Origin of the sequence: Roseovarius sp. D0-M9 (assembly GCF_037083805.1) — a bacterium.
Taxonomy (GTDB): Bacteria; Pseudomonadota; Alphaproteobacteria; order Rhodobacterales; family Rhodobacteraceae; genus Roseovarius.
In genome coordinates this window covers 93,857-118,591 of the sequence record NZ_JBAPKZ010000002.1, presented here as the reverse complement: position 1 = coordinate 118,591, position 24,735 = coordinate 93,857, and the positions used below count along the sequence as shown (strand labels likewise).

Annotated in this window: 21 protein-coding genes; 11 read left to right on the top strand and 10 right to left on the bottom strand. The window is 63.2% G+C overall.

Annotated elements, in window-relative coordinates; all coding sequences use genetic code 11:
- The first annotated feature begins 183 nt into the window (after positions 1 to 183).
- The 4 genes from V8352_RS02290 to V8352_RS02275 all read left to right on the top strand — a co-directional run bounded on the left by V8352_RS02290 (position 184) and on the right by V8352_RS02275 (position 6,409).
- Positions 184 to 1,608: a 1-acyl-sn-glycerol-3-phosphate acyltransferase gene (locus V8352_RS02290; protein WP_336422632.1), complete on the top strand. Its 1,425-nt coding sequence runs from the start codon at positions 184 to 186 to the stop codon at positions 1,606 to 1,608.
- Between the two features lie 140 nt (positions 1,609 to 1,748).
- Complete coding sequence (gene ccrA, locus V8352_RS02285) at positions 1,749 to 3,035, top strand: crotonyl-CoA carboxylase/reductase (RefSeq protein WP_336422631.1); 1,287 nt, start codon at positions 1,749 to 1,751, stop codon at positions 3,033 to 3,035.
- A gap of 215 nt (positions 3,036 to 3,250) precedes the next feature.
- Entirely contained in the window at positions 3,251 to 4,243 is a 993-nt protein-coding gene (locus tag V8352_RS02280; RefSeq protein WP_336422784.1) for a TAXI family TRAP transporter solute-binding subunit, read from the top strand.
- Between the two features lie 75 nt (positions 4,244 to 4,318).
- On the top strand, positions 4,319 to 6,409 hold the full coding sequence (locus V8352_RS02275; RefSeq protein ID WP_336422630.1) for a TRAP transporter permease: 2,091 nt from the start codon (positions 4,319 to 4,321) through the stop codon (positions 6,407 to 6,409).
- A gap of 40 nt (positions 6,410 to 6,449) precedes the next feature.
- Here the strand turns inward: V8352_RS02275 and V8352_RS02270 are convergent, their stop codons facing one another.
- Together V8352_RS02270 and V8352_RS02265 are read right to left on the bottom strand one after the other, a co-directional pair.
- On the bottom strand, positions 6,450 to 7,316 hold the full coding sequence (locus tag V8352_RS02270; protein ID WP_336422629.1) for a branched-chain amino acid aminotransferase: 867 nt from the start codon (positions 7,314 to 7,316) through the stop codon (positions 6,450 to 6,452).
- A gap of 271 nt (positions 7,317 to 7,587) precedes the next feature.
- Positions 7,588 to 8,109, bottom strand: a complete 522-nt coding sequence (locus V8352_RS02265; RefSeq protein WP_336422628.1) for a hypothetical protein — start codon at positions 8,107 to 8,109, stop codon at positions 7,588 to 7,590.
- A gap of 292 nt (positions 8,110 to 8,401) precedes the next feature.
- Here V8352_RS02265 and V8352_RS02260 point away from each other — a divergent pair, with 292 nt between their 5' ends.
- Positions 8,402 to 9,664, top strand: a complete 1,263-nt coding sequence (locus V8352_RS02260; RefSeq protein WP_336422627.1) for an MFS transporter — start codon at positions 8,402 to 8,404, stop codon at positions 9,662 to 9,664.
- A 60-nt stretch (positions 9,665 to 9,724) separates the two neighbouring features.
- Here the strand turns inward: V8352_RS02260 and V8352_RS02255 are convergent, their stop codons facing one another.
- Positions 9,725 to 10,381, bottom strand: a complete 657-nt coding sequence (locus tag V8352_RS02255) for a winged helix-turn-helix transcriptional regulator (protein WP_336422626.1) — start codon at positions 10,379 to 10,381, stop codon at positions 9,725 to 9,727.
- A gap of 87 nt (positions 10,382 to 10,468) precedes the next feature.
- On the opposite strand from V8352_RS02255, the gene V8352_RS02250 reads away from it, so the two are divergent.
- On the top strand, positions 10,469 to 11,194 hold the full coding sequence (locus V8352_RS02250) for a DUF1428 domain-containing protein (RefSeq protein WP_336422625.1): 726 nt from the start codon (positions 10,469 to 10,471) through the stop codon (positions 11,192 to 11,194).
- Between the two features lie 155 nt (positions 11,195 to 11,349).
- On the opposite strand, the gene trpS is transcribed toward V8352_RS02250, so the two are convergent.
- Positions 11,350 to 12,387, bottom strand: a complete 1,038-nt coding sequence (gene trpS / locus V8352_RS02245) for a tryptophan--tRNA ligase (protein WP_336422624.1) — start codon at positions 12,385 to 12,387, stop codon at positions 11,350 to 11,352.
- Positions 12,388 to 12,481: 94 nt separating this feature from the next.
- Here trpS and V8352_RS02240 point away from each other — a divergent pair, with 94 nt between their 5' ends.
- Positions 12,482 to 13,168 (top strand): rhomboid family intramembrane serine protease, encoded by a 687-nt coding sequence (locus tag V8352_RS02240; RefSeq protein ID WP_336422623.1) that lies wholly within the window; start codon positions 12,482 to 12,484, stop codon positions 13,166 to 13,168.
- Here the strand turns inward: V8352_RS02240 and murJ are convergent.
- From murJ to V8352_RS02225, 3 genes are read right to left on the bottom strand one after another with little or no spacing between them, the layout of a single operon-like run.
- Positions 13,159 to 14,703: a murein biosynthesis integral membrane protein MurJ gene (gene murJ, locus V8352_RS02235; RefSeq protein ID WP_336422783.1), complete on the bottom strand. Its 1,545-nt coding sequence runs from the start codon at positions 14,701 to 14,703 to the stop codon at positions 13,159 to 13,161. The genes V8352_RS02240 and murJ overlap by 10 nt on opposite strands.
- A 26-nt stretch (positions 14,704 to 14,729) precedes the next feature.
- Positions 14,730 to 17,501, bottom strand: coding sequence for a [protein-PII] uridylyltransferase (locus V8352_RS02230; protein ID WP_336422622.1), 2,772 nt, complete (start codon positions 17,499 to 17,501; stop codon positions 14,730 to 14,732).
- A gap of 36 nt (positions 17,502 to 17,537) precedes the next feature.
- On the bottom strand, positions 17,538 to 18,725 hold the full coding sequence (locus V8352_RS02225) for a penicillin-binding protein activator (RefSeq protein ID WP_336422621.1): 1,188 nt from the start codon (positions 18,723 to 18,725) through the stop codon (positions 17,538 to 17,540).
- A 78-nt stretch (positions 18,726 to 18,803) separates the two neighbouring features.
- Between V8352_RS02225 and rsmI the strand changes: the two genes are divergently transcribed.
- Genes rsmI through V8352_RS02205 form a run of 4 tightly spaced genes read left to right on the top strand, consistent with a single transcriptional unit; the run spans position 18,804 to position 21,977 of the window.
- The gene (gene rsmI / locus V8352_RS02220) at positions 18,804 to 19,667 is read left to right on the top strand and encodes a 16S rRNA (cytidine(1402)-2'-O)-methyltransferase (RefSeq protein ID WP_442970934.1); all 864 of its coding nucleotides are present in this window, start codon (positions 18,804 to 18,806) and stop codon (positions 19,665 to 19,667) included.
- A 7-nt stretch (positions 19,668 to 19,674) separates the two neighbouring features.
- Positions 19,675 to 20,082, top strand: a complete 408-nt coding sequence (locus tag V8352_RS02215) for a YraN family protein (RefSeq protein WP_336422620.1) — start codon at positions 19,675 to 19,677, stop codon at positions 20,080 to 20,082.
- Between the two features lie 57 nt (positions 20,083 to 20,139).
- On the top strand, positions 20,140 to 21,087 hold the full coding sequence (gshB, locus tag V8352_RS02210) for a glutathione synthase (protein WP_336422619.1): 948 nt from the start codon (positions 20,140 to 20,142) through the stop codon (positions 21,085 to 21,087).
- Positions 21,084 to 21,977 carry an alpha/beta hydrolase gene (locus V8352_RS02205; protein WP_336422618.1) on the top strand — a complete coding sequence of 298 codons (894 nt, stop codon included), beginning with the start codon at positions 21,084 to 21,086 and terminating at the stop codon, positions 21,975 to 21,977. Before gshB ends, V8352_RS02205 begins: the two co-directional genes overlap by 4 nt.
- Here the strand turns inward: V8352_RS02205 and V8352_RS02200 are convergent.
- The 3 genes from V8352_RS02200 to cobU all read right to left on the bottom strand — a co-directional run bounded on the left by V8352_RS02200 (position 21,955) and on the right by cobU (position 24,706).
- Positions 21,955 to 23,469, bottom strand: a complete 1,515-nt coding sequence (locus V8352_RS02200) for a YifB family Mg chelatase-like AAA ATPase (RefSeq protein WP_336422617.1) — start codon at positions 23,467 to 23,469, stop codon at positions 21,955 to 21,957. The genes V8352_RS02205 and V8352_RS02200 overlap by 23 nt on opposite strands.
- 143 nt (positions 23,470 to 23,612) lie before the next feature.
- A complete protein-coding gene (locus V8352_RS02195; protein WP_336422781.1) occupies positions 23,613 to 24,185 on the bottom strand; it encodes a histidine phosphatase family protein in 573 nt (190 codons plus the stop codon).
- Positions 24,182 to 24,706, bottom strand: a complete 525-nt coding sequence (gene cobU, locus V8352_RS02190; RefSeq protein ID WP_336422616.1) for a bifunctional adenosylcobinamide kinase/adenosylcobinamide-phosphate guanylyltransferase — start codon at positions 24,704 to 24,706, stop codon at positions 24,182 to 24,184. Before cobU ends, V8352_RS02195 begins: the two co-directional genes overlap by 4 nt.
- Positions 24,707 to 24,735: the final 29 nt, after the last annotated feature.

Genomic DNA, 24,735 nt, shown 5'->3' with positions numbered 1-24,735 from the left:
GAATACCGCCCGGAGCCGCCCAGCCGGCCTCTCGCGGCGGATGCGCCGCATATGGCCCGAAGGCAAGATCACCGAGATGGTGTCGATTTCCCCTGATACGCAAGGTATCGCCGCGTAATTTGTGGGGGCGCGGCAGGCCATGGGACTTGCGGGATGCAGGCAGTGGTGCCAACGTCCGGGACCATGACAATGCCCGTAACCCTGCCGCTCTGGCTGTTCGTCCTGATCCTGCTTTTTGCGGCTGTCACTTTTGCATCGCACTTTCTCTTTCCCTCGGTGCGCTGGTATCTTCGCCGCCGACTGGAGCGTGCGGTGGGGCGCCTCAACAGCCGTCTCAAGCGCCCAATCGAGCCGTTCAAGCTGGCCCGGCGAAACGATATGATCCAGCGGCTGGTCTATGACCCGGATGTCACGCAGGCCATCGTCGACTATGCCGCGCGCAACAACGTCCGCGAGGATGTCGCGTTCGAAAATGCGCGCAAATATGCGCGCGAGATCGTGCCGAGTTTTAGCGCATTTGCCTATTTCAGCTTTGGCACGCGGGTGGCCAATTGGCTGGCCAACCTTCTTTATGACGTGCGAACGGGGCCGCATAACGCCGCCATCGTCGACGGAATCGAGCAGGATGCGACGCTGATCTACATAATGAATCACCGCAGCAACATGGACTATGTGCTGGTCACGACCTTGGCGGCGCAATCCTCGGCGCTGTCCTATGCGGTGGGCGAATGGGCACGTGTCTGGCCGCTGAGCCGTCTGATCAAGGCGATGGGCGCGTATTTCATCCGGCGACGCTCGCGCGGGGGGCTCTATCGCACGGTTCTGGCGCGTTACGTTCAGATGGCGACGACTGGCGGCGTGACCCAGGCGATTTTCCCCGAGGGCGGCCTGACACTCAACGGCACGGTGAGGCCAGCCAAGCTGGGCCTGCTATCTTATGTCGTCGAAGGGTGGAAGCCTGGCGGGCGCGACGTGGTCTTTGTGCCTGTTGCCATCAATTATGACCGCGTGCTGGAGGACCGCGTCCTGATCGGGGCCGGGGCGCGCGGTGATCGCCGCTTTCGCGCCAGCAAGCGGATGGTTTTGCGATCGGCCCTGCGGATCATCTGGCAGCGGATGCGCGGGCGGTTCAGGCGCTATGGCACGGCGGCCGTTGTCTTTGCCCAGCCGGTGCGCCTCAGCGATTATGGCGATGCGCCGCAGTTGGCCGATCTGGGGCGTGACCTGATGGGCCGCATCAAGTCCGCGATGCCGCTTTTGTGCGTGCCCATGGTGGCGCGCGCGCTTTTGCGCAGTGGCGCGCCCCTGAACGATGGCGCGTTGGTGGGCGAGTTGCACAGCATGCAGCAAAGTGGCGGCGCAGACATTCCCTTGATCGACGACATCGAGGCCGAAACCGCGCGGGCCTGCGCCACGCTGATGGCACGCGGCGCAATTGCCAAGGGCGCTGAAGGCTGGACCGTTGCCGAAGGCGGCGCGCCCCTGCTGGCGTATTACGCAGCCTCGATCGCGCATCTGCTGCCGGGGGGCGCGCCTGAAACGGTGCAGGCCGACCCGTCCGAGGATGCTGCGCTTGCACCAGATATTTCTGCGCCTGCGGGGTCATAAAGTTACAAAAGAACACCCCTCGGCATTGCATTATTGCGCGTGTCTGGGTATCCCCATATCCAGACACCACGATTCTGCGTTGCGGCAACACACAGCCACGCAAGACGCAGCTCAGCTAGAAACCGGCAAGGGAGACCCTCATGGCACTGGACACCGACACCGTCATCGCGCGCTACGATGCGCCGGAAAAGGATCTCTACGAAGTCGGGGAGATGCCCCCGATGGGTTACATACCGCGCCAGATGTATGCCTGGACCATCCGCCGCGAGCGGCATGGCGAGCCTGACAAATCCTTCAAGCAGGAGGTCGTCGACGTGCCGACCCTGGACAGCAACGAGGTGCTGGTGCTGGTGATGGCCGCAGGCGTCAATTACAACGGCGTCTGGGCGGGCCTTGGCCAGCCGATCAGCCCCTTTGATGTGCACAAGGCAGAGTATCACATCGCCGGCAGCGATGCCGCCGGGATCGTCTGGGCCGTGGGTGACAAGGTGCGCCGCTGGAAGGTCGGCGACGAGGTTGTGATCCACTGCAATCAGGACGATGGCGACGACGAGGAATGCAACGGCGGCGATCCGATGTTTTCGACCTCGCAGCGCATCTGGGGGTATGAGACGCCGGACGGCTCCTTTGCGCAGTTCACCAACGTGCAGGCGCAGCAGTTGATGCCGCGCCCCAAGCATCTGACATGGGAGGAAAGCGCCTGCTATACCCTGACGCTGGCCACTGCCTACCGGATGCTCTTTGGCCATGAGCCGCATGATCTCAAGCCGGGGCAGAACGTGCTGGTCTGGGGCGCGTCGGGCGGTCTGGGGTCGTATGCGATCCAACTGATCAATACGGCCGGCGCCAATGCCATCGCGGTCATCTCGGAAGAGGACAAGCGCCAGTTCGTCATGGATCTGGGCGCCAAGGGCGCGATCAACCGCAAGGATTTCAGCTGCTGGGGCCAATTGCCCAAGGTCAATACCGACGAATACAATGCCTGGCTGAAAGAGGCTCGCCGCTTTGGCAAGGCGATCTGGGAGATTACCGGCAAGGGCGTCAACGTTGACATGGTGTTCGAGCATCCGGGCGAGGCGACATTTCCTGTCTCGTCGCTGGTCTGCAAGAAGGGTGGCATGGTCGTGATCTGCGCGGGCACCACCGGCTTCAACTGCACATTCGATGTGCGCTACATGTGGATGCACCAAAAGCGCCTTCAGGGCTCGCATTTCGCGCATCTGAAACAGGCAAGCGCCGCAAACAACCTGATGGTCGAGCGCCGTCTCGATCCGTGCATGTCCGAAGTGTTTCCATGGGCCGACATCCCCGCCGCGCATACCAAGATGCTGCGCAACGAGCATAAGCCCGGCAACATGGCCGTGCTGGTGCAATCGCCCCGCACCGGGCTGCGTACTCTTGAGGATGCGCTGGACGCCCGCGGCTAGGCCATTCAGGCACCAAGATTCACGGCCAAAAACGCCCGTCTGCCCCTGTTCGGGCAGGCGGGTTTTTGCATCTTCATGCGGCAGCGCAGCACACTGGCCGTTGCGTCAGCCGAGGGCTCGCGCATTGCAATGCCGCTGCGCCTGTTGTTAAATTGGTATTCATTTCTCATAGAGTTCAAGGAGGAACCCTCATGAAATTCGGTTTCACACACATCATGCGCGCGGCCACTGTCGGCGCTGCGATGATGGCTGTCGGCACAGTCGCATCCGCGCAAGAGCCGCAGTTTTTCCGCATCGGCACCGGCGGCACGGCCGGCACCTATTATCCCATCGGCGGTCTGATCGCGAACGCGATCTCGAACCCTCCCGGCTCGCGCCCCTGCGAAGAGGGCGGCTCGTGCGGGTTTCCCGGCCTGATCGCCTCGGCACTGTCGGCCAACGGCTCGGTCGCCAACATCAACGCGATTGCGGGCGGCACGCTGGAGTCCGGTTTCTCGCAGTCGGATGTCGCCACATGGGCACAGACCGGCACCGGCATCTGGGAGGACCGTGAGGCGGTCGACAACCTGCGCGCCATCGCCAACCTCTATCCCGAAACGATCCACCTCGTCGCTTCTGCGGATGCGGGCATTGAATCCGTCTCCGACCTCGAGGGCAAGACCGTCTCGCTGGACGAGCCGGGTTCGGGCACGCTGGTCGATGCACGGATCATTCTGGACGCCTATGGCCTGAGTGAGGACGACATCGACGCCGCCTTCCTCAAGCCCGATCAGGCGGCAGACCGTATGCGCGATGGCGCGATGGATGCGTTCTTCTTCGTGGGCGGCTTTCCCGCAGGCGCAATCGCCGAACTGGCCAGCCAGGAAGACATCGTTCTCGTCCCGATTTCGGGCGCCGAGGCCGAGGGCGTGACCGATGAATACACGTTCTTTGCCGAGAATGTCGTGCCGGGTGGCACCTACGAGGGCGTGGACGACGATGTCACCACCCTTTCGGTTGGCGCGCAGTGGGTCACCAGCGCCGATCAGTCCGAAGATCTGATCTATGGCGTCACCGCCGCCCTGTGGAACGAGAATACCCGCAAGCTGCTGGACTCGGGCCACCAGAAGGGCAAGGAGATCACGCCTGAAACGGCTCTTGACGGTGTCGGCATTCCGCTGCATCCGGGCGCCGAGAAGTTCTATCGCGAACAGGGCCTGATCGAGTAATCAAGCCACGATCCCAAGCCGGCCCGCCAAGCGCGGGCCGGCTTTTCCAACCCCTTTCATCGCAGCGAGGCGGCAATGGCCGAAACACCCGAATCGGATCGCGTCAAGGATATGAGCGACGAGGAAAAGAGGGCTCTGGAAGAAAAATATGATCCAGAGGTCCGTTTCCGTCCCCTCTTGCCCAGCATGGCGTGGATCGTTGGCGGCGTGCTATTCTTCTTGTCGTGCTACCACTTCTATACCTCGGGCTATGGCATTCCGCAGGCCACCGTGCATCGCGGCACGCATCTGGCCCTGACCCTCGGTCTGATTTTCTTTTCGTTTACCGTACTAGGCGCGCGCCCCGAGCCGCGCAATACCTTGGCGACGCCCATGGGCGTCTCGCTGATCGACTGGGTGCTGGCCATCGCCGGTATCGTATCGGCGCTCTATGTACCTTGGGTCTTCAATGATCTGGCGTTCCGCGTCGGCAATCCGCTGCTGATCGACTCGGTCATGGGCACCATCCTGATCGTCGTGCTGATGGAGGCGACGCGCCGCGCGATGGGCTGGCCCCTGCCGCTGATCGCCGTCCTCTTCATGGCGTATGCCTATTTCGGTCAGTCGATGCCGGGGGTGCTGACGCATCCGGGCGCCAGCTGGACCAATATCGTCAACCATCTCTACCTGACATCCCAAGGCATCTATGGCACCGCGCTGGGCGTGATTTCGACCTATGTGTTTCACTTCGTCCTCTTCGGCGTGATGGCGACGCGCATCGGCCTTGGCCAGCTTTTCATCGACCTTGCATCGTCGCTGGCGGGCCGCTTTGCCGGTGGCCCGGCCAAGGTGTCGGTGGTCTCTTCGGCGATGCTCGGCTCGATTTCGGGGTCGTCCATCGCCAATACGGTCACCACCGGCTCGCTGACCATCCCCGCGATGATCCGCATCGGCTATCCGCGCCATTTCGCGGCGGCGGTCGAGGCGGCATCCTCTACCGGCGGGCAGATCACGCCCCCCGTCATGGGCGCGGTTGCCTTCCTGATGATCGAATACTTGGGCGTTCCGCTGACGACGATCCTGACGGCGGCGCTGGTTCCGGCATTCATGCACTTCTTTGGCGTCTTGGTGCAGGTCCACCTCGAGGCGCGCCGTCGCGGCCTGCGCGGCCTTTCCAAGGACGAGCTGCCGGTCGCATGGGCGGTCTTCAAGGCTGGCTGGCTGACAACCCTGCCGCTCTTCGTGCTGGTGGCAACGCTGCTGTCGGGCAAGACGCCTTATCTGGCGGCTTTCTACGGCATCTTGTCGTGCATCCTCGTGCTGATCATCCAGAACCTCCTGCGCCACGGCACCGACATCGTTGGCGCGGGCCGGCAAACCGTGTCCGAGCTGTGGGACAGCTTTGTCGTCGGCGCCAAATTCTCGCTGTCGGTCACGGCGGCGGCGGCGCTGGTCGGGGTCATCATCGGCGTTGTCACCCTGACCGGTGTTGGCTTCAAGATCGCCTATATGGTGACTTCGGTCGCGGCCGGGTGGGCCGAGGATGTCTCGGGCCTGCTGGCGGTGCTGCCGTTCGAGGTAATGTCCGTCTCGGCGTTGACGCTGCTCTTTACCCTGATCATGACGGCCGTCGTCTGCATCCTGATGGGGTGCGGCATCCCGACCACGGCCAACTACCTCATCATGATCGCCGTGGCGGCGCCCATCCTGAACATGCTGGGGGTGCAGCCGCTGGTCGCGCATTTCTTCGTATTCTACTACGGGGTCATGGCCGACATCACACCGCCCGTGGCGCTGGCGGCCTATGCGGCGGCGGGTATCGCGGATTCCAACGCGTTCAAGACGGGCAACACGGCCTTCCGCCTTGGCATGGGCAAGGCGCTGGTGCCCTTCGTCTTCGTCTTCTCGCCCTCGCTGCTGCTTGTGGTCGAGGGATTCACCTGGTCGCAGTTCTTTATCGGCGTGACAGGCGCCATGGCAGGCATCTGGATGCTATCCGCAGCCTTTGCCGATTGGCTGATCGGCCCGATGCGCGGGTACGAGCGCGCGCTGCTGGCCGTGGCCGCGATCCTCTTGGTCGCGCCCAATCTCTATGCGACCCTTGTGGGCCTTGTGCTGATATCGCCGGTGGTGTTGCGCCAGCTTCCGTTGCTGCGCATGACAGCGGCCGAGCGCGCGGCGCTGTAAGCAAAGCGCGCCGGGCGGCCGAACCGCCCGGCGCACTGGATCATAGAGGGCTGCCTGCGGCCCAGTCCCAATACATCTCGCGCGCTTTTCGCGTGATCGGGCCAATCTGGTAGGATGTATCGTCGAAGGCCGTCACCGGCGTGACCTTGGCCATGTTCCCGGTCAGGAACACCTCATCCGCCTTGTGAAAATCGTCAAAACTCAGCACGGTCTCATGCACTTTGACGCCACCTTCACGCAGATTGGCGATGTGCCGCGCCCGCGTGATCCCGGCCAGAAACGTGCCGTTGGGCGCGGGCGTGAACACTTCGCCATCCTTGACCATGAAGGCATTGGCCGTCGCGCTTTCGGCCACATTCCCCAGCGCATCGGCGCACAGGACATTGCCAAAGCCCTTGGCCCGCGCCTCGGCCAACATCCGGGCGTTGTTGGGATAAAGGCAAGCCGCCTTGGCGTTGACCACGGCATCCTCCATCACCGGGCGGCGAAACCGTGTTCGCGTCAGCGTGGTCGACGCACCCTCGGGCGGCATCGGCACCTCTTCGAGGCAGACCGCAAAACCCACCGATGCCGCATCCGGCACGATCGCCATATAGCCGGTGTCCTGCCCCCAATACATCGGCCGGATATAAACAGCCGATCCGGGCGCATAGGCGCGCAGGCCCTCGCGGATGATGTCCACCATCTCGTCCGTCGCCACAGTCGGCTCCAGCATCAGCGCCCGCGCCGAGGCGTTGACGCGCGCGCAATGCAGATCGAGATCCGGCACCACCCCATGCGCCAGACGCGCCCCGTCAAAGACGGCACTGCCCAGCCACATGCCATGATCGCCGGCCCGAATGACGGCGGCATCCCCGTCATGCCAAGCGCCCTCAAACCACGTCCGGATATTCGTGCCCGTCGCCATGCCGCGTCCCTTCTTTCATTGTTCAAAAAATACTCTTACCGAAGGGGTATGCTTCTTGTGCCTCACGTTTTCAAGGCGCCTCAAACCGCATTACTTTCACTGAAAAGGTCATAAATCCTTTGAGGGTTTCATCTCGTGAAGCCAGCGTGGTCGCTGGGACGCATGAGCAGACGCGCCGGCCTACAAGATCAGGAGTTGGGAAGTTTGCATTGAATTTGTGCAAATGTGTCATGCCAACCCACCAGACGGGGGTTGGCATGACAAACAGGATTTAGTGCTCGATACGCTCGACAACGGTATCGGCGTAGGCATTGATCAGGGCGTCGTAGAAATCACCCTGGGACGGGTCTATCACGATCCAACCTTCCGGAGCATCGTCCGAACCCGTGACGGCCGTCATACGGAGGGGATAACCGCCGGTTTGCTCGTCTTGGGTATCGGTGTTCAGCCCCGAGTTGACCGAGTTGCTTCCCTGATGCATCACCACGGTGCCTTCCAGCTGATTGAACTCTCCGGAGTCCGGCAGGAAGGTGTCGCCATCAATCGCGACCTTATTGATCTCGACGGTGAGCCGGGGTGCGTCAGCGTTGTCGTCGACGGTCAGTTTGGAGCCGATTGCGGTGGCCAGATCGTTCTCCAGAGTTGGCCAGTATTTGAGAACGTTGCTGTCCTCGTAGGCGCTCATGTCGGCCTTGACCTCGACGGCAGACACGGTTTTGTCCATTGCGGCAAGCGGGCCAGCGAAGGCCAGCGCGAGACCGGTGCAAAGTGCTGTGGTCCACAGATGTTTCATTGGGTGGGTTCCTGTGATTCAGGTCCATCGCAAAGCGCTATGCGTTGACCGATTGGCCATTTGGCATGCGCAATTGTTCGATGTGATGTGATTTTTCTGAACGGTCCCATTCTCGTCGGGGCAGCTCAGCTCACGTCCCTGATCTCGTAGCCCGGATTGATGCTTTCGTCGCTAATCTGGATCAGCGTGCAATGATGATTTCTATACTGAAGAAGACGCCATCATGTCGTTGACGGCAATGCAGCTGAATTGATCTTTGCCTATTGGTCATCAAAAAGCTTGATGGTCTCATATGCATGAACGTCGAATTCCCGAATGGCTGCGCCACGCCCCAGCGCCTAGCGTTCGCGGATTTGCATTGCTCGCAGGTTCAGAGGCGGTCGCACGCGGCATCCTGATCTCGGTCTTTCCCTTGGCGATGTACAAGGCGTTGCAGGATGCTGCCGTCGTTTCCGAAGTATACTTCGTGATCGGTATTCTGTCGTTAACCGGCGGGCTGATGGTGCCGTTTGTTGCGCGCACCATCCCGCGGCGTTGGGTCTATGTCGCGGGGGCGTCGCTCTTCGTGCTGGGGGCGCTGCTCGCCATCATTGGATCCGCGCCAGCGATCGTGGCTGGCCTGCTTCTGACCACGCTGGCGACCGTCATTACATTTGTATGCTTCAACGCCTATGTGCTCGATTATATCGCCAAGATCGAGCTGGGTCGCTGCGAGACATCACGGATGTTCTACAGCGCCACAGGCTGGACCGCCGGGCCGGCTCTTGGCGTCATCCTGTATCGGTGGTGGGAGCCCGCCCCGTTTCTGGTTGCCGCGCTGGCCACGTCGATCATGATTGCCATTTTCCTGATCATGCGGCTGGGGAACGGGCGGCTGATTACGAAAAGCCGAGCGCCGCCGACCAACCCCTTGGCCTTTCTGCAACGCTTCGCCACTCAGCCAAGGCTGGTGGCGGGATGGCTGTTTGCCATGATCCGATCATGTGGCTGGTGGGTTTACGTGGTGTATCTCCCGATTTTCGCAATCGAGGCGGGGCTCGGCGACCAGCTGGGCGGCATTGCCCTGTCGATCTCGAACGCAGCGCTCTTCGTCACGCCGCTGATGCTGCGCTGGATGCAGCAAAACTCCATTCGGACAACCGTCCTGACAGGATTTTTTGTCTCGGGCGTGCTTTTCGGGGTGGCAAGCCTTGCCGGGGGTGCCCCGTGGGTGGCCGTGATATGCTTGATGGCTGCGTCCTTTTTTCTTGTCTTGCTGGACGTCTCGGGTGGCCTGCCCTTTTTGCTCGCGGTCAAGCCGTCGGAACGCACCGAGATGTCGGCAGTCTATGCGAGCTACCGCGACGTGTCGGGCATCGTCACCCCCGGCGCCGCATGGTTGGTGCTGCTTGCTGCCCCGGTGACAGGCATCTTTGCGGCTGCGGCTGGCGGGCTGGTTTTCGCTTGGGCATTGGCCCACAAACTTCCCGTTCGCTTGGGGCAGGCACGTGTCGCAAGCGGACGGGCAGGATTGGAAGACACTCATGCTGCGCCTGCTTTGCATCCGGGCCTGTAAATTCACGCAATAGGTTTGCGTGATGTCCCTGACAGGCAACAGCATTCGGCCCGCGCAGGGCTAGGAGGTCGGAGCCAGACTGAACAGATCGGCAAATTGCTGAGCGACGGCAATGTCGCCATCCATGCCGATGATGCGCTTATCAAGGAGTTGCGACAGCGGTTCGGGGCCATAGACCGCCATAGCCAGCGCATTTCCGTTGCCGGACAGAACAAAGGCCGCCTCCGGTTTTGCAACTGCTACCGTGTGGAGCCTTCCCTCTTTCAGATGCATCTCGAACGCCTCGCGCCCGAAATCAAAGCCGGCACGGATCCGCTGCCCGGCGGCCCTGTCGTGCATCAGGTTCGCCCCCATCGAGATCATGAGGGCCGACGGGCTTATGAACTTTGTCGGGTCATGGCCCGGAACCGTCAGCGCCCAGCGACACAGGGCGTCCAGCACCGGCAGCAGTCCCCGTCCAGCATCCGTCAGCTCATAAACGCCCAGCTTGTCATCATGATCTACCACGCCCGCCATCTGCAACTGGTTGAGGCGGCCGGTCAGCACGCTGGCAGTGATGCCGGGCAGGCCAGCGCGGATCATCTGGAAACGCTTGGGCCCGAACATCAGTTCACGCACCACGAGCAGCGCCCAACGGTCGCCTATGAGATTGAGCGCATGCGAGGCCAGACAGCCTTCGTCATAGCGGATGCGCGGAGCATTGCCTGTTTCAGTCATAATTTCATACTAATGGTTGCTTTTTGATACTAAAACGCCATCCTGACGCCATAGACTGCATCTGCCTGCGACAAAAGGAAGCGCACCATGTCATACTATACTGCCTCCATTGCTGCCGTTCCCGCCGGGAACAAGCAGAAGTACATCGATCACACCACCGCAGTTTGGCAAATGTTCAAATCCTACGGCGCGACCCGCATGGTCGAGACTTGGGGCGTTGACGTGCCAAAGGGAAAGGTCACCGATTTCTATGGTGCGGTCGACGCAAAAGACGATGAGGCCATCGTGCTGTCTTGGATTGAATGGCCCGACAAGGCGACGGCGGATGCGTCCTGGCAGAAAATGGAAAACGATCCGGCGATGAAGACGCTGCCCGAGATGCCCTTCGATGGCAGCCGCATGATATTTGGCGGATTCACCCCGGTATATGAGAAGGGCACCCACAGCGGTGCAGATCACTATCAGGGGTTCACGCTGGCCGTCCCGCAGGAAAACAAGGCCGACTATGTCGAGATGGCCGATTGGGGGTGGAAGATGTTCCAAGAATACGGCGCGCTTGGCGTAGTCGAGGCTTGGGGTGAGGATGTCCCGCGCGGCAAAAAGACCGACTTCTACCGCGCGACCAAGGCAGAGGATGGCGAGGTTCCGGTGTTCAGCTGGGTCGCCTGGCCCGATCGCGCCACCTGTGACGCTGCCGCCAAGGCGATGGAGGCTGAAATGGGCGAAGCGCAGATGCCCCCCATGCCTTTTGACGGGATGCGGATGATGTGGGCCAGTTTCGAGCCGATCTTCGACTCCGGGCTGCAATCATGACGACGGCGCTTCCTGCTTTCGCACTGGGTGCCGCCACGCCAAATGGCACTCGCGCCCTCTGCTATGGCGCAGAAAGCCGCTTTATCGCGCCATTGCCGCCTTGGGAAAATCGCCACTGACCATTCCCGCGCCCGCGCGCGAATGAGGCCCGAACATCAAGGCGCCTTCGGCGCGCGGCCTCCGACCAGTCCGACGATCTCATAGGTTTGCGCGAGGATGGGCGCTGCGATGTCGCGCGCGCGTTCGGACCCGCGGCCAAGGATCGCGTCGATTTCGCCCACATCCTGCATCAGACGGCCCATTTCATCCGAAATCGGGGCCATGCGCGCAACAGCCAGATCGGCCAGCATCGGCTTGAACTCCGAGAAGCTGCGCCCGCCCATGTCGCGCATCACCTCGGCGGCGCTCATGCCCGCCAGACCCGCGTAGATGTTCACCAGATTGCGCGCCTCGGGCCGCCCTTCCAGCCCGTCCAGATCCGATGGCAGCGGCTCGGGATCGGTCTTGGCCTTGCGGATCTTCTTGGAAATGGTGTCGGCGTCGTCGGTCATATTGATCCGGCTCATGTCCGAGGGATCGGACTTCGACATCTTCTTGGACCCGTCCCGCAGGCTCATGACCCGCGTGCCCGCGCCTTCGATCACCGGCTCGGCCATGGGAAAGAAATCCACTTCGTAATCGTGGTTGAACTTGGCCGCGATGTCGCGGGTCAGCTCGAGGTGCTGCTTCTGGTCCTCGCCCACCGGCACATGCGTCGCGTGATAGACCAGAATATCGGCGGCCATCAGCGCAGGATAGCCAAAGAGGCCAAGCGAGGCGTTCTCGGCATTCTTGCCCGCCTTGTCCTTGAACTGGGTCATCCGCTTCATCCAGCCCATGCGCGCCACGCAATTGAAGATCCATGCCAGCTGCGTGTGCTCTGGCACCTGGCTCTGGTTGAAGAGGATTGACTTTTCAGGGTCGAGGCCCGAGGCGATGAAGCCTGCCGTCAGCTCGCGCGTCGCATGGCGCAGCTTGGCCGGGTCTTGCCAGACGGTGATCGCATGCAGATCGACCATGCAATACAGCGACTGCACGCCCTTGTCCTGCGCCTCGGCAAAGCGTTTCAGCGCACCGAGATAGTTGCCAAGGTGCAGATCGCCAGAGGGCTGGATGCCCGAAAACACCCGTGGGGTGAAGGCTGCATCGCTCATCTTGCGTCTCCGTCTGGATTTCCGTGCCGTCCTCCACTACCCATGCGCCAATGCCCCGTCAAGCAAAGGGCCGGATCAACCTGCGAGCGCACCCATGAGCCATCCTGACGACTCCAGCCCCTTCAACCCGCTGCCGCCCGTCGTGGTGGTGCTGTTTCTGGCCGTGGTGATTCCGGAAATCGCCTTTTTCCTAGGCTCAAAGGGGCTGATTGGCGGCCCTCAGGCCGTGGGCTGGCGGCAGGCCATGATCCAGGATTACGGGTTCAGCGGCGATATCCTGCGCTGGATGATCTCGAACGGGATCTACCCGCCGGAACATCTGGTGCGCGTCTTCACGTATCCTTTCCTGCATGGTGGCTTCAGCGAGACGCTTTTTGCCGCCGCGCTGTTGCTGGCGATGGGCAAGTTCGTGGGCGAGGTGTTTCGCCCGGCCGCCACGCTGGCCGCATTCATCATTCCCTCGATCTGCGGGGCGCTGGTCTACGGTCTCGCCGCGCGGGATAATCCGTGGCTCTATGGCGCCTTTCCCGGCATCTACGGGCTGATCGGCGCGTTTACCTATCTGCTCTGGTTCAAGCTGGGCCAGCAGGGGGGCAGTCAGGCGCGCGCCTTTGTGCTCATCGGGTTTCTCATGGGCGCGCAGCTGCTCTTCAGCCTCTTTTTTGGAGGAATGCTGCGCTGGGTGGCGGACCTTACAGGGTTCTGCACGGGCTTTGCGGCATCTTTCGTCCTGCGCCCCGGCGGCTGGGCCAAGCTGCGCGCAAGGCTGCTTCAGCGCTGACGGCGCAGCGCGGATTTCAGCTCGCTCTTCTTGAAGGCGCCAAAAAGGGATCCGGCGAGGTAATAGGCGACCCCGCCCAGCGCGATCATCACCATCAGGGCCAGGGCGCGCCAGCCCGGCACCCCGAAGAAGGGCGAGAGGCCCACCATCAGCGCCCAGAGGGCCGCACCCATGATGGCGGAGGCCGCGCATATGCGCCACAGGCGGCTGCGAAAGCGGTGGTCAAACCGGGCCACGTCGCCAAAGGGTCGCACGCCGCGCGCCAGCAGCCAGACCATCGCCCACCCCGCGATCGTGGTGCCGATGGCTGCCGCGATCCAGCCGATATAGGGCGCAAGGCCGATGGCCAGCGCCGCGTTCACCACCAGCGACACGACGGCGTAGTAGAAGGGCCGCTTGGTATCCTCGCGCGCGAAATAGATCGGCTGCAGCACCTTTTGCAGCACGAAGGCGGGCAGGCCGAGGCCGTAGATCGCAACGGCCAGCGCGGTTGCCGCCGTGTCGTCGGCGTTGAAATTGCCGCGCTGGAACAGCACCGTGATGAGCGGGATGGGGATGACCACCAGCGCCACGGCGCAGGGGATCGTCAGCGCCAGTGACACCTCGCCCGCGCGGCTGAGCGCCATGCGTGCGCCCGACCCGTCATCCGCGCGCAGGCGGCGCGACAGATCGGGCAAGAGGACAATGCCCACCGCGATGCCCACGACGCCCAAGGGCAGTTGATAGAGCCGGTCTGCCGCGTACAGCCAGCTGACCGCGCTCTCGAAGTTGGAGGCCACCTGCTGGCCCACCAGAAGGTTGATCTGCATGACGCCGCCCGCAAGGGCCGCAGGCACGGCAACGCGCACCAATTGGCGCATCTCGGGCGTCCACCGGGGGCGCACGGGCCGCACCTTTTGGCCTGCGCGGGTGGCCGCGATCCAGACAAGTGCCAATTGTGCGGCGCCCGCAAAGGGGATGGACCAGATCAGCGCAGTCGGCACGCTGCCGTTTGCCCAGACGGCGGCTGCCATGGCGCTGCACAGCATGATATTCAGCAGCACAGGTGCGGCGGCGGCGGCGACAAACCGCCCCGTGGCATTCAGCACACCCGACAGCAGCGCCGCCAGCGAGATGAAGAAGATATAGGGAAAGACGACGCGCCCGAACTCGACCGTCAGGTCGAACCGCGCATCGCCGGCAAATCCTTCGGCCGTCAGCCAGACAAGCGCGGGCATGAAGACCATGGCCAGCGCCACGAGGAACAGCAGCACCAGCGCCAGCCCGCTGAACGCGAGCCGCGCAAAGCCCTCGGGGTCTTCGCCGCCCTCGAGGCGTTTGGAAAACATCGGCACGAAGGCCGCGTTGAACGCGCCCTCGGCAAAGAAACGCCGGAACATGTTGGGCAGGCGGAAGGCTGCGACGAATGCGTCCATGACCGGCCCCGGCCCGATCAGACCCGCGATCATGATGTCACGGATGAATCCGAGGATACGGCTGAGCATGGTCCAGCCGCCCACCGTAAAGATGCTGGCCAGCAGACGCACGGGACGGATCGTTGTGCCCGAGTTGGTGGGACTGCTCACTCGATGGCCCTTTGCGTGCCTTCGGAGATGGCCGCGCGCAGCTTGGCCTCCAGCGATTTCTGCTTGGTCTCCGAATAGAATTTCAAACCGAACATATCCTTGACGTAGAATGTATCGACGACCTGCTCGCCGAAGGTCGCGATGACCGCGCTGGCGATATAGACGTTGCCGGCCGCAAGGGTGCGCGTCAGATCATAGAGCAATCCGGGCCGGTCGCGGGTATCGACCTCGATGATCGTATAGATCTCGGAGCCCTCGTTGTCGAAGGTGATATGAGTCGGCACGCGAAAAGCGCGCTCGCGCTTCTTGATCTTGTCGCGCGATTTGATGGCGTCACGTGCAACCACCTCGCCGTTAAGCGTCTTGTGGATGGTCTGTCGCAGGCGCGGCAACCGCTCGGCGTCGAAGGGGTGGCCGTCCGCGTCCTGAATCCAGAACGCGGCGGTGGCATAGCCATCCTTGGACGTATAGGTGCGCGCATCGACGACGCCCGCACCCACCAGCGCCAGCGCCCCGGCGAGGCGTGAAAAGATGCCGGGATGATCCTCCATGACAAAGCAGGCGCGCGTCGCGTCGCGATCCTCGTCAGGGTGCAGATCAATACCGATCTCGCCGTGCTTGCCTGCCATGTCGCGCAAAAGGCGGGCAAAGACGACATGCGCTGTGACATGAAGGCCCTGCCAGTAGGGCGGGTAGTGCCGCGCCGTCTCGGCTTTGAGGGCCTTGGCGTCCCAGCCCTCCAGCGCGCGGCGCAGGCTGTGCTTGGCATCCGATCCGCGCTGCTCGCGGTTCAGATCCTCCAGCCCGTTTTCCATCGCATTCAGGGTCTGGCGGTAGAGCGCGCGCAGCAGTGACGCCTTCCAATTGTTCCACGTGCCGGGGCCAACGCCCCGGATATCGCAGACCGTCAGCACGCAGAGCAGATCGAGACGCTCGCGCACCTGCACCGCCTTGGCAAAGTCGCGCACTGTACGCGGATCGGCGATGTCACGCTTTTGCGCCATGTCCGACATCAGAAGGTGATAGCGCACCAGCCATTCGACGGTGTCGACCTCCTTGGGCTTGAGTCCGAGGCGCGGTGCGACCTTGCGCGCGATCTTGGCGCCGAGGATCGAATGATCCTCCGGGCGGCCCTTGCCGATGTCGTGCAAGAGAAGTGCGATGTAGAGAATGCGCCGATTGACCCCGCGCTTGAGGATCGAGGAGGCGACGGGCAGCTCCTCGACTAGCTCGCCGCGCTCGATCCGGGCGAGGTGGCTGATGCACTGAATAGTGTGCTCATCGACAGTGTAATGGTGATACATGTTGAACTGCATCATCGCGACGATCGGCTCGAATTCGGGGATGAAGGCCGGGAGCACGCCCAGCTCGCTCATCCGGCGCAGCGCGCGCTCGGGGTTGCCGTGCCGCAGCATCAGGCCAAGGAACAGCTTTTGCGCAGCCGGATCGGCCCGCACCTCGTCGGTAAAAAGGTGCAGATTGGCCGTGACCAGCCGCATCGCGTCGGAATGGATCAAGAGGCCCGTGCGCAGCGCCTCGTCAAAGAGGCGCAAGAGGTTGATCGGATCGGCCAGAAAGGCGTCTTCATCCACGATGGCAAGGCGACCATGCACCTCGACATAGCCGTCCTTCAGCTTGCGCTTGCGCCGAAAAAGCCGTTGCAGCAGGGGCTCGGACTTTATGTGCGCCGCCTCCAGCTGGGTCAGAAAGATGCGCGTCAGATCGCCGACGGCCGTGGCGTGGCGAAAGTAGTCCTGCATGAACACCTCGACGCCGCGCCGCCCGGCGGTGTCGGAATATCCCATGCGCTCCGCCACATCGACCTGTAGATCGAACGACAGCTTGTCATTGGGGCGCCCCGTAATGAGGTGCAGCTGGCAGCGCACCGCCCAGAGAAAATTCTCGGCCTTGGCAAAGGTGTCGAACTCGTCGGCGGTGAACATGCCCTGGCCGATCAGGTCGGCCTTGTCCATGACGCGGTAGGTGTATTTCGCGATCCAGAACAGCGATTGCAGATCGCGTAGGCCGCCTTTGCCCTCCTTGACGTTGGGCTCGACCATATAGCGCTGGCCGCCCTGTTTTTCATGGCGAGCCTCGCGTTCTTCCAGCTTGGCCTCGGTGAATTCACGCTCGGTCCCCGAAAAAAGGTCGTTCCAGAGGCGATGGCGCAGATCCCCCGCCAGCGCGGCGTCCCCCGTCAGCCAGCGATGCTCCAGCAAGGCGGTGCGGATCGTGAAATCCTCCTCCCCGAGACGCAGGCAATCACGGATCGTGCGGCTGGAATGGCCCACCTTCAGGCGCAGATCCCACAGGATGTAGAGCATGGATTCGATCACGCTCTCGGCCCAGCCGGTGATCTTGTAGGGGGTCAGAAACAGCAGGTCGACGTCCGACTCGGGCGCCATCTCGCCCCGGCCATAGCCCCCGACCGCCAGCACGCTGAGGCGCTGCGCCTCGGTGGGGTTTGCCATGGGGTGGATCACCTCTGAGGCAAGGCGGTGGGCGGCCAGAACAAGGCAATCAGTAAGCCAGCTGTAGGAGCGTGTGGCCGCACGAGCGCGCAAGGGATGCGCGGACACGGCGGCGGCGATCGCGGCGCGGCCCCGGCGCATCTCGGCGCCCAGAACTTCCACGGCACGTTTGCGCATGTCGTCCACCGTCTCGCCCGGCAGGGCGGCGAGACGCGCATCGACGCCGGGCCGGTCAAAGATCTCGCCCGCCCCGCAGATCAGATTGTCCGGCGCGCAATCCTGCGCCGGGCCTGCCATTGCCATTGGTGTCATGTGGTGCCTAACGGTGCTGGATCAGAATCCTGCACCACCAAAGCCCTGGGGCGCCGGATCAAGGATGACCACACGGCCATCCCGCACGGTGCCCACGGCAAGGCCGCGCTGGTTCGTGCCATCCGGGCGCAGGCGGAAGACGCCATCAACACCCTGAAAGCCCGCCGATTGCGTAAGGCCGGACCGCGACAGCGCATCGCGCTTGCCCGTCTTGATCAGCGCGCCAACTGCGGCGATCCCGTCATAGCCGAGGCCAGCGATGGGATGTGGCTCATTGCCCGTCCTCTGGGCGAATCGCGCCTTGAAGCGCTGCGCCTTGCCCCGGTCAGGCAGCGCAAACCAACCGCCCTGCACCCCCGGTAGTTCCAGTGTCTGCGCGGGCGTGTCCCAGCGCGCCAGACCGATGTATTGCGTCATCTCCGGGCTCAGCCCGTTTTCAGGAAGCATCTGAGCAAAGAGCGGCAGCGCGCCTGCCGAGTTGGCGGTCAGGAAAATCGCCTCGGCCGATGTGCTGTTCGCGGTTTCCGTGACCCGCGGCACAGCATCGACAACACCGTCCTGCGAAAAATCATATCCGACTTCACCGACGATCTGCGCGCCGGCATTGGCGGCGGCCTTGGCGATGGCCTGCTGGCCCAGCTGTCCGGCGAGGTTGTTGGAATAGACCGTCACGATACGATCCTTGCCCTCGCGCGCGGCATAGCGGACCAGCCGATCAGCGGTGTTTTCGAAGGTCTGACCAAGGACAAAGAGGTTGCCGCCCGCGATGGTCGGATTGTTGGAGAACGCCAGAACGTTGACGTTCGAGGGCGCCACGGCCAGCGCGACGGCATTGGCCGATTCCGCGTGCAGCGGCCCGATGATGATCTTGGCCCCGTCCGAGACCGCGTTGAGTGCCGCTTGCTGAGCCTGTCCGGGTTGGCCTGCCGTGCCGTAGACACGCAGGTCGATCTGCACGCCCGAAAGGTCGGCCACAGCCATCTTTGCCGCCGCTTCAATATCGCGTGCCAGCGCGGCTTCACCCGACTCCGAAGAGCCATGTGGCACAAGAAGGGCCACCGCCACCGGGGCGCCCGGATCAATCGACTGGCCTGAACCGCCGGCCATCCCGCCCATGCCCACAGGTTCGCACGCGGCGACCCAGACAAGCGCAAAAAGGGCGATTAGGCGGGTCAGCACCTTGCGGGCGAAGGGCAAAACAGCAAACATGGGGGATACCTCGTTTCGGACATTTTTCTGATGGCGCGTTGCGGGCGATCATAGACGTCATGTGGAGCGGGTCCAGCAGTGAATCATATCAGGCAAACTCTCGCCCCCGGCATGTATCTGGTCGCCACCCCCATCGGTGCGGCGCGCGACATCACGCTGCGCACGCTTGATATCCTCGCGTCGGCGGATGTGATCGCCGCCGAGGATACGCGCAGCCTGCGCAAGCTGATGGACATTCATGCCATTGCGCTCGAGGGGCGGCCACTCGTGGCTTACCATGACCATAACGGCGCGCGGGTGCGACCCCGGCTGATGGAGGCGCTCGAGGCCGGAAAATCAGTGGTTTACGCATCGGAAGCTGGCACGCCCATGGTGGCCGACCCCGGATTTGACCTGGCCCGCGCGGCGATTGCAGAGGGGCACGGGCTGATCTCGGCGCCGGGGCCTTCGGCGGTGATCACAGCGTTGACCCTCTCCGGATTGCCGACCGACAGGTTTCTCTTTGCGGGTTTTTTGCCAAACACGAAGACCGCGCGGAAAACCGCCCTTCGCAGCCTCGCTGGCGTGCCCGCGACGCTGGCGTTCTACGAATCGCCCAAGCGCGCGGCGGCCATGCTGCGGGACGCGGCCAGCGTGCTAGGCGGGGAGCGGCAGGGGGCCGTGTGCCGTGAATTGACCAAGAAATTCGAAGAGGTCTTGCGCGGGTCTCTCGATGAATTGGCCGAAAACCTCGCCCAATCCCCACGCAAGGGTGAAATGGTGGTCCTGATCGACCGCGCCGGGGAACGGTCTGTTAACTTGTCTGATATAGAACAGGCCTTGGCAGAGGTGATGGATGATATGTCTGTTCGGGACGCAGCTGATTCTGTCTCGCATGATTTGGGTCTCAAGCGGCGGGATGTCTACCAGATTGCCCTGCGGATGGGCGCGGATAGCAAATAGGGTTGAAATGACACAGATGCTTGATCTTCGGGACGCGCCCCCGGCGGCGGCACGGCGCGACCGTGGCAAGCGCGCGTATAATTCCGGCCTTGCCGCCGAGGAACGCGCCATCGCGCTCTACGCCGCCGCCGGACTTCGGCTGCTGGAGACACGCTGGCGCGGGAAGAGCGGCGAAATTGACCTGATCCTGGCGGATGGTGAGGAGATCGTATTTGCGGAAGTCAAGCAGGCGCGCACGCATGATGCAGCGATTGCCAGCCTGCGGCCCGCGCAGATGTGCCGCATTCACGCGGCAGGCTCGGAATACCTCGCGCATTGCCCCAAAGGGCAGCTGACCGATGTTCGCTTTGATCTGGCCGTCGTTGATGGCACTGGGCGCTGTGACATCCTAGAGGGATTGTTCTCGCATTTCTGAATTGCACCCCCGGCGCCCTTGGCCCATGAAGACCGGGTAGCAAGACAGGGGAACCCCATGAAAATTGCGTTTCAGATGGATCCGATCGGCCCGGTCAATATCGATGCCGACAGCACGTTTCGACTTGCCGAAGAGGCGCAGGCGAGGGGGCATCAGCTTTTTTATTACACCCCCGAGAACCTCGCCTTTGACGAGGGGCACATCATGGCCCGCGGTCAATCTCTGAAGGTGCAGCGGGTCAAGGGCGATCATGCGATACTGGGCGAGATGGAGACAGTGGACCTCGCGGAGTTCGATGTTGTCTGGCTACGTCAGGACCCGCCCTTCGACATGTTCTACATTACCACCACGCATCTTCTGGATCGTCTCGCGCCGGGCACGCTTGTTGTGAATGATCCGTTCTGGGTGCGCAACTTTCCCGAAAAACTTCTGATCCTCGATTTTCCTGATCTTATGCCCCCCACGGCCATAGCGCGTGATCTCGCCACGATCCGGCGTTTCCGCGACCGGCATGGCGATATCATTCTCAAGCCGCTCTATGGCAATGGCGGTGCGGGGGTGTTCCTGCTCAAGGGCGGCGACAGTAACCTAAGTTCGCTTCACGAGATGTTCACCGGATTCAGCCGCGAGCCGCTGATCGTGCAGAAATTCCTGCCCGATGTGTCCAAGGGGGACAAGCGGGTGATCCTCGTCGATGGGGAGCCGGTGGGCGCGATTAACCGCGTGCCGGCCGAGGGCGAGACGCGTTCGAACATGCATGTGGGCGGGCGCCCCGAAAAGGTCGAACTGACCGACCGGGACCTCGAGATTTGCGCCGCTATCGGGCCGCTGCTGCGCGAAAAGGGTCAGGTTTTCGTCGGGATCGACGTGATTGGCCGCTACCTGACCGAGATCAACGTGACATCGCCCACGGGCATTCAGGAGCTCGAGCGCTTTGATGACGTGAATATCGCGGGCAAGATCTGGGATGCGATCGAGGCGCGCCGCGCGGCAAGCGCCGCGTGAGCCTGCGGGCCCGCCTGCTGAGTGGCTGGCTGCGCCGCACCGAAAAGCCCCTACTCGCGCGGGCCGCCCACCCCGAGCGGCTGCGCCGCCAAATGGAGCGCAGCGCGCGCTTGTTCTTTCGCGCCTCGAAGAATGCCGTCTTTGCACCCGTTTCGATTGGCGATCTGGAGGCGGTGAAGATCACGCCACCCGATGCGAAGGATGGCCCCTTGATCCTATACTTTCATGGTGGCGGTTACATCTTCGGCTCGCCTCGCACGCATCGCGCGCTGGTGGCGCATCTGGCCGCCCGAACCCGGATGCCTGCGCTCTTGCCGCGCTATCGCCTCGCCCCCGAGCATCCCTTTCCCGCCGCGCCCGACGATGCGCTGGCCTGCTATCGCGCAGTGATAGACCATCCGGGCGGTGTCATCCTCGGCGGGGATAGCGCCGGGGGCGGTCTGGCGCTGGTGCTGCTGGCGCAGATCTGTGCGGATGGACTGCGCCAGCCCTTGGGCACGTTCTGCTTTTCGCCGCTGACGGACATGACCTTTTCCGGCCGCAGCTTTGTGGCCAATGCCGCAGCCGATGCGCTTTTGCCAGCGGCTCGCGCCGCTGACTTGGCGCAGATGTATCTTCAGGGTGCGGACGCCGCAGATCCGCGCGCCTCACCGCTGAACGCGGATTTCACCGGGGCCTCGCCCGTGTGGATCACGGCAGGCGACACGGAAATCCTGCTCGACGATGCCCGGCGCATGGCAGAGCATCTGATGGACCAGCATGTCGATGTGACCTGTGTGATCGAGAGCGACCTGCCGCATGTCTGGCCGATGTTTCAGGGCCTTATCCCCGAGGCAGACCAGACGCTGGCCGAGCTGAATGGCTGGATCAGTTCTCTTTCCCGCCTGTGATGCGATAGCTCGCAGCCTCGGCCACATGCGGGCGGCGCACCGCCTCTGATCCGTCGAGGTCGGCGATGGTCCGCGCAACGCGCAAAACCCGGTGATATCCGCGCGCCGACAGGCCGAAGCGCTCTGACATGCGGGTCAGCAATGCGCGGCCCTCGGCGTCGGGGGTGGCGACCTCGGCCAGAACGCCGCCTTCGGCATCGGAATTCAGGTATAGGCCCGGCGCCTGCGCATAGCGCGCCGCCTGCACGGCATGTGCCGCCGCGACCCGCGCCGCCACCTCGGCCGAACTGTCGCCCGCGGGTGGCAGGTCAAGATCGGAAAAGCTGACCGGGGGCACCTCGACGCGCAGATCAAAGCGATCCATCAGCGGGCCGCTGATGCGGCCCAGATAATCCTCGCCGCAGACGGGCGCCCGGGCGCAGGCGCGGGCCGGATCGCTCAGATACCCGCATTTGCAGGGGTTCGCTGCGGCAATCAGCATGAAGCGGCAGGGATAGCTGACATGGGCATTGGCGCGGGCGATCATCACCTCGCCCGTCTCGATGGGCTGGCGCAGCGTTTCCAGCACGGCGCGCGAGAACTCGGGGAATTCGTCCATGAAGAGCACGCCGTTATGCGCGAGGCTGATTTCGCCAGGCGAGGCACGGCGTCCACCACCGACGATCGCGGCCATTGAGGCCGTGTGATGCGGCTCGCGAAAGGGACGCGTGCGACTGATGCCGCCCTCGTCCAGAAGGCCGGCGAGCGAGTGGATCATCGACGTCTCGAGCGCCTCGCGCGCGCTAAGGTGTGGCAGGATGCCGGGCAGACGTGCGGCCAGCATGGATTTGCCCGAACCGGGCGTGCCGATCATCATCAGATGGTGCCGCCCGGCGGCCGCGATTTCCAGCGCCCGCTTGGCCCGCTCCTGGCCCTTTACGTCGCGCAGATCTCGGTCCAGCGGGGGCGGCGTGACCTCGCCCGGCTCGGCCGGGGGAAGGGGCGATTGGCCGGTGAAGTGGCGCACGACATCCGCGAGCGTTGCTGCCCCGATGACATGCGCGGCGCCGACCCATGCGGCCTCAGCGCCCGAGGCCTTGGGGCATAGCAGGATGCGGTCCTCGTCAGCGGCGGCCATGGCGGCGGGCAGCGCGCCGATCACGGGCATGATGGTGCCATCGAGCGACAGCTCGCCCAGCGAGGTCGTGCCCTCGATCGCGTCCTTCGGGATGATGTCCAATGCCGCCAGAAGGGCCAGCGCGATGGGAAGGTCAAAGTGGCTGCCCTCCTTGGGCAGGTCAGCGGGGCTGAGATTGACGGTGATGCGTTTCGACGGCAGCGCAATGGCCATCGAGGTAAGCGCCGTGCGCACCCGGTCACGCGCCTCGCTGACCGCCTTGTCGGGCAGACCTACCAGTGAAAAGGCAGGCACGCCGGCCGTGACCGCACATTGCACCTCGACATGTCGGGCCTCGACCCCCTCAAAAGCGACCGTGTAGGCGCGCGCGACCATTTCCTGCCCCTTCGGCGGTAACTTTGGTTAACGCTAGCGCCGCAGAGATTTAGGAATGGTTAACGGGTGAGCAGAAACGTCATTAGCAGCGCCATGAATTGTGGCGATGCTGGCCGCATCAGCGGCGACCATGCGCGCCGCCATCAGGGCAGGTGATTGATCGCATCCGCATGCCAGCGCGACCCGTCGTGACGCAGCGATGTGACCGACAGGTTGTCGATGCGGTGGCCGAAAGCCTCATAGGCGCCTATGCCGAGGGCGGTTTGGACCTGTGTCAGGATCGCCCCCATATGCGCGACGGCGATGATGTCACGACCCGGATGCGCCGCCAGCAGCGCGGCGGCGGCGGTGCTGACGCGGGTTTGGATCATGTTCCACGACTCGCCTTCGGGGGCGCTCAGATCGCCGGGTGTTTCCCAAAAGGCGCGCAGCAGTTCGGGGTGCGGCGCAGTATCGAACTGCGCCATTTCCCAAGCGCCAAAGTTGATCTCGCGCAGGGCCGGGTCATCGGGCAGGCGCGTGCGCCTGCCGGTGATCGCGTTGGCGGTGTCGCGCGCGCGGGCTAGATCCGATGACACGATCAGCGCATCCTGCGGCAAATGCGCATCGAGGCGCGCGATCTGGGCCGTATCGCTGAGGTCGGCGGGCAGATCGGTCCAGCCGACCATGGATTTGGCATGCGTCGGCCCGTGACGGACCCAGAAAAAACGGCTCAGGGCAGTGCTCCTTTCATCACAAGGGGCAGGCCCGCGATCATCTGGACGACCAGCCCGGCCTCGGCTGCAAGGCGCTGGTTGAGGTTTCCTTGGGCGCGCTGAAACCGGCGGGCCAGCGCATTGTCCGGCACGACCGACAGCCCCACCTCGTTGCTGACCACCACGACCGGCGCGGCGCAGGCAGCTAGAGCGTCGATCAACCCCTCTTCGGCGGCCTCCAGATCGTGATCCGCCAGCATGTGATTGCTCAGCCAGAGCGTCGCGCAATCCAGCAAAACCACCTGACCGGGGGCGGCGCTGGCCAACGCGGGGGCCAGATCCAAGGGTGCCTCGATGGTGGTCCAGTCATCGCTTGCGCGCATCTTGCGGTGCGCGGCGATCTTGGCGCGCATTTCGTCATCATAGGCCTCTGCGGTGGCGATATAGAGCGGGTTTTCAGACGCCCCGCGAACCAGTTTTTCGGACCAGCGCGACTTGCCCGAGGCAGCGCCCCCTAATACCAATGCGAGCTTTGGCAACATTATTTATGAACTCTTTTGTGATCCGAAAC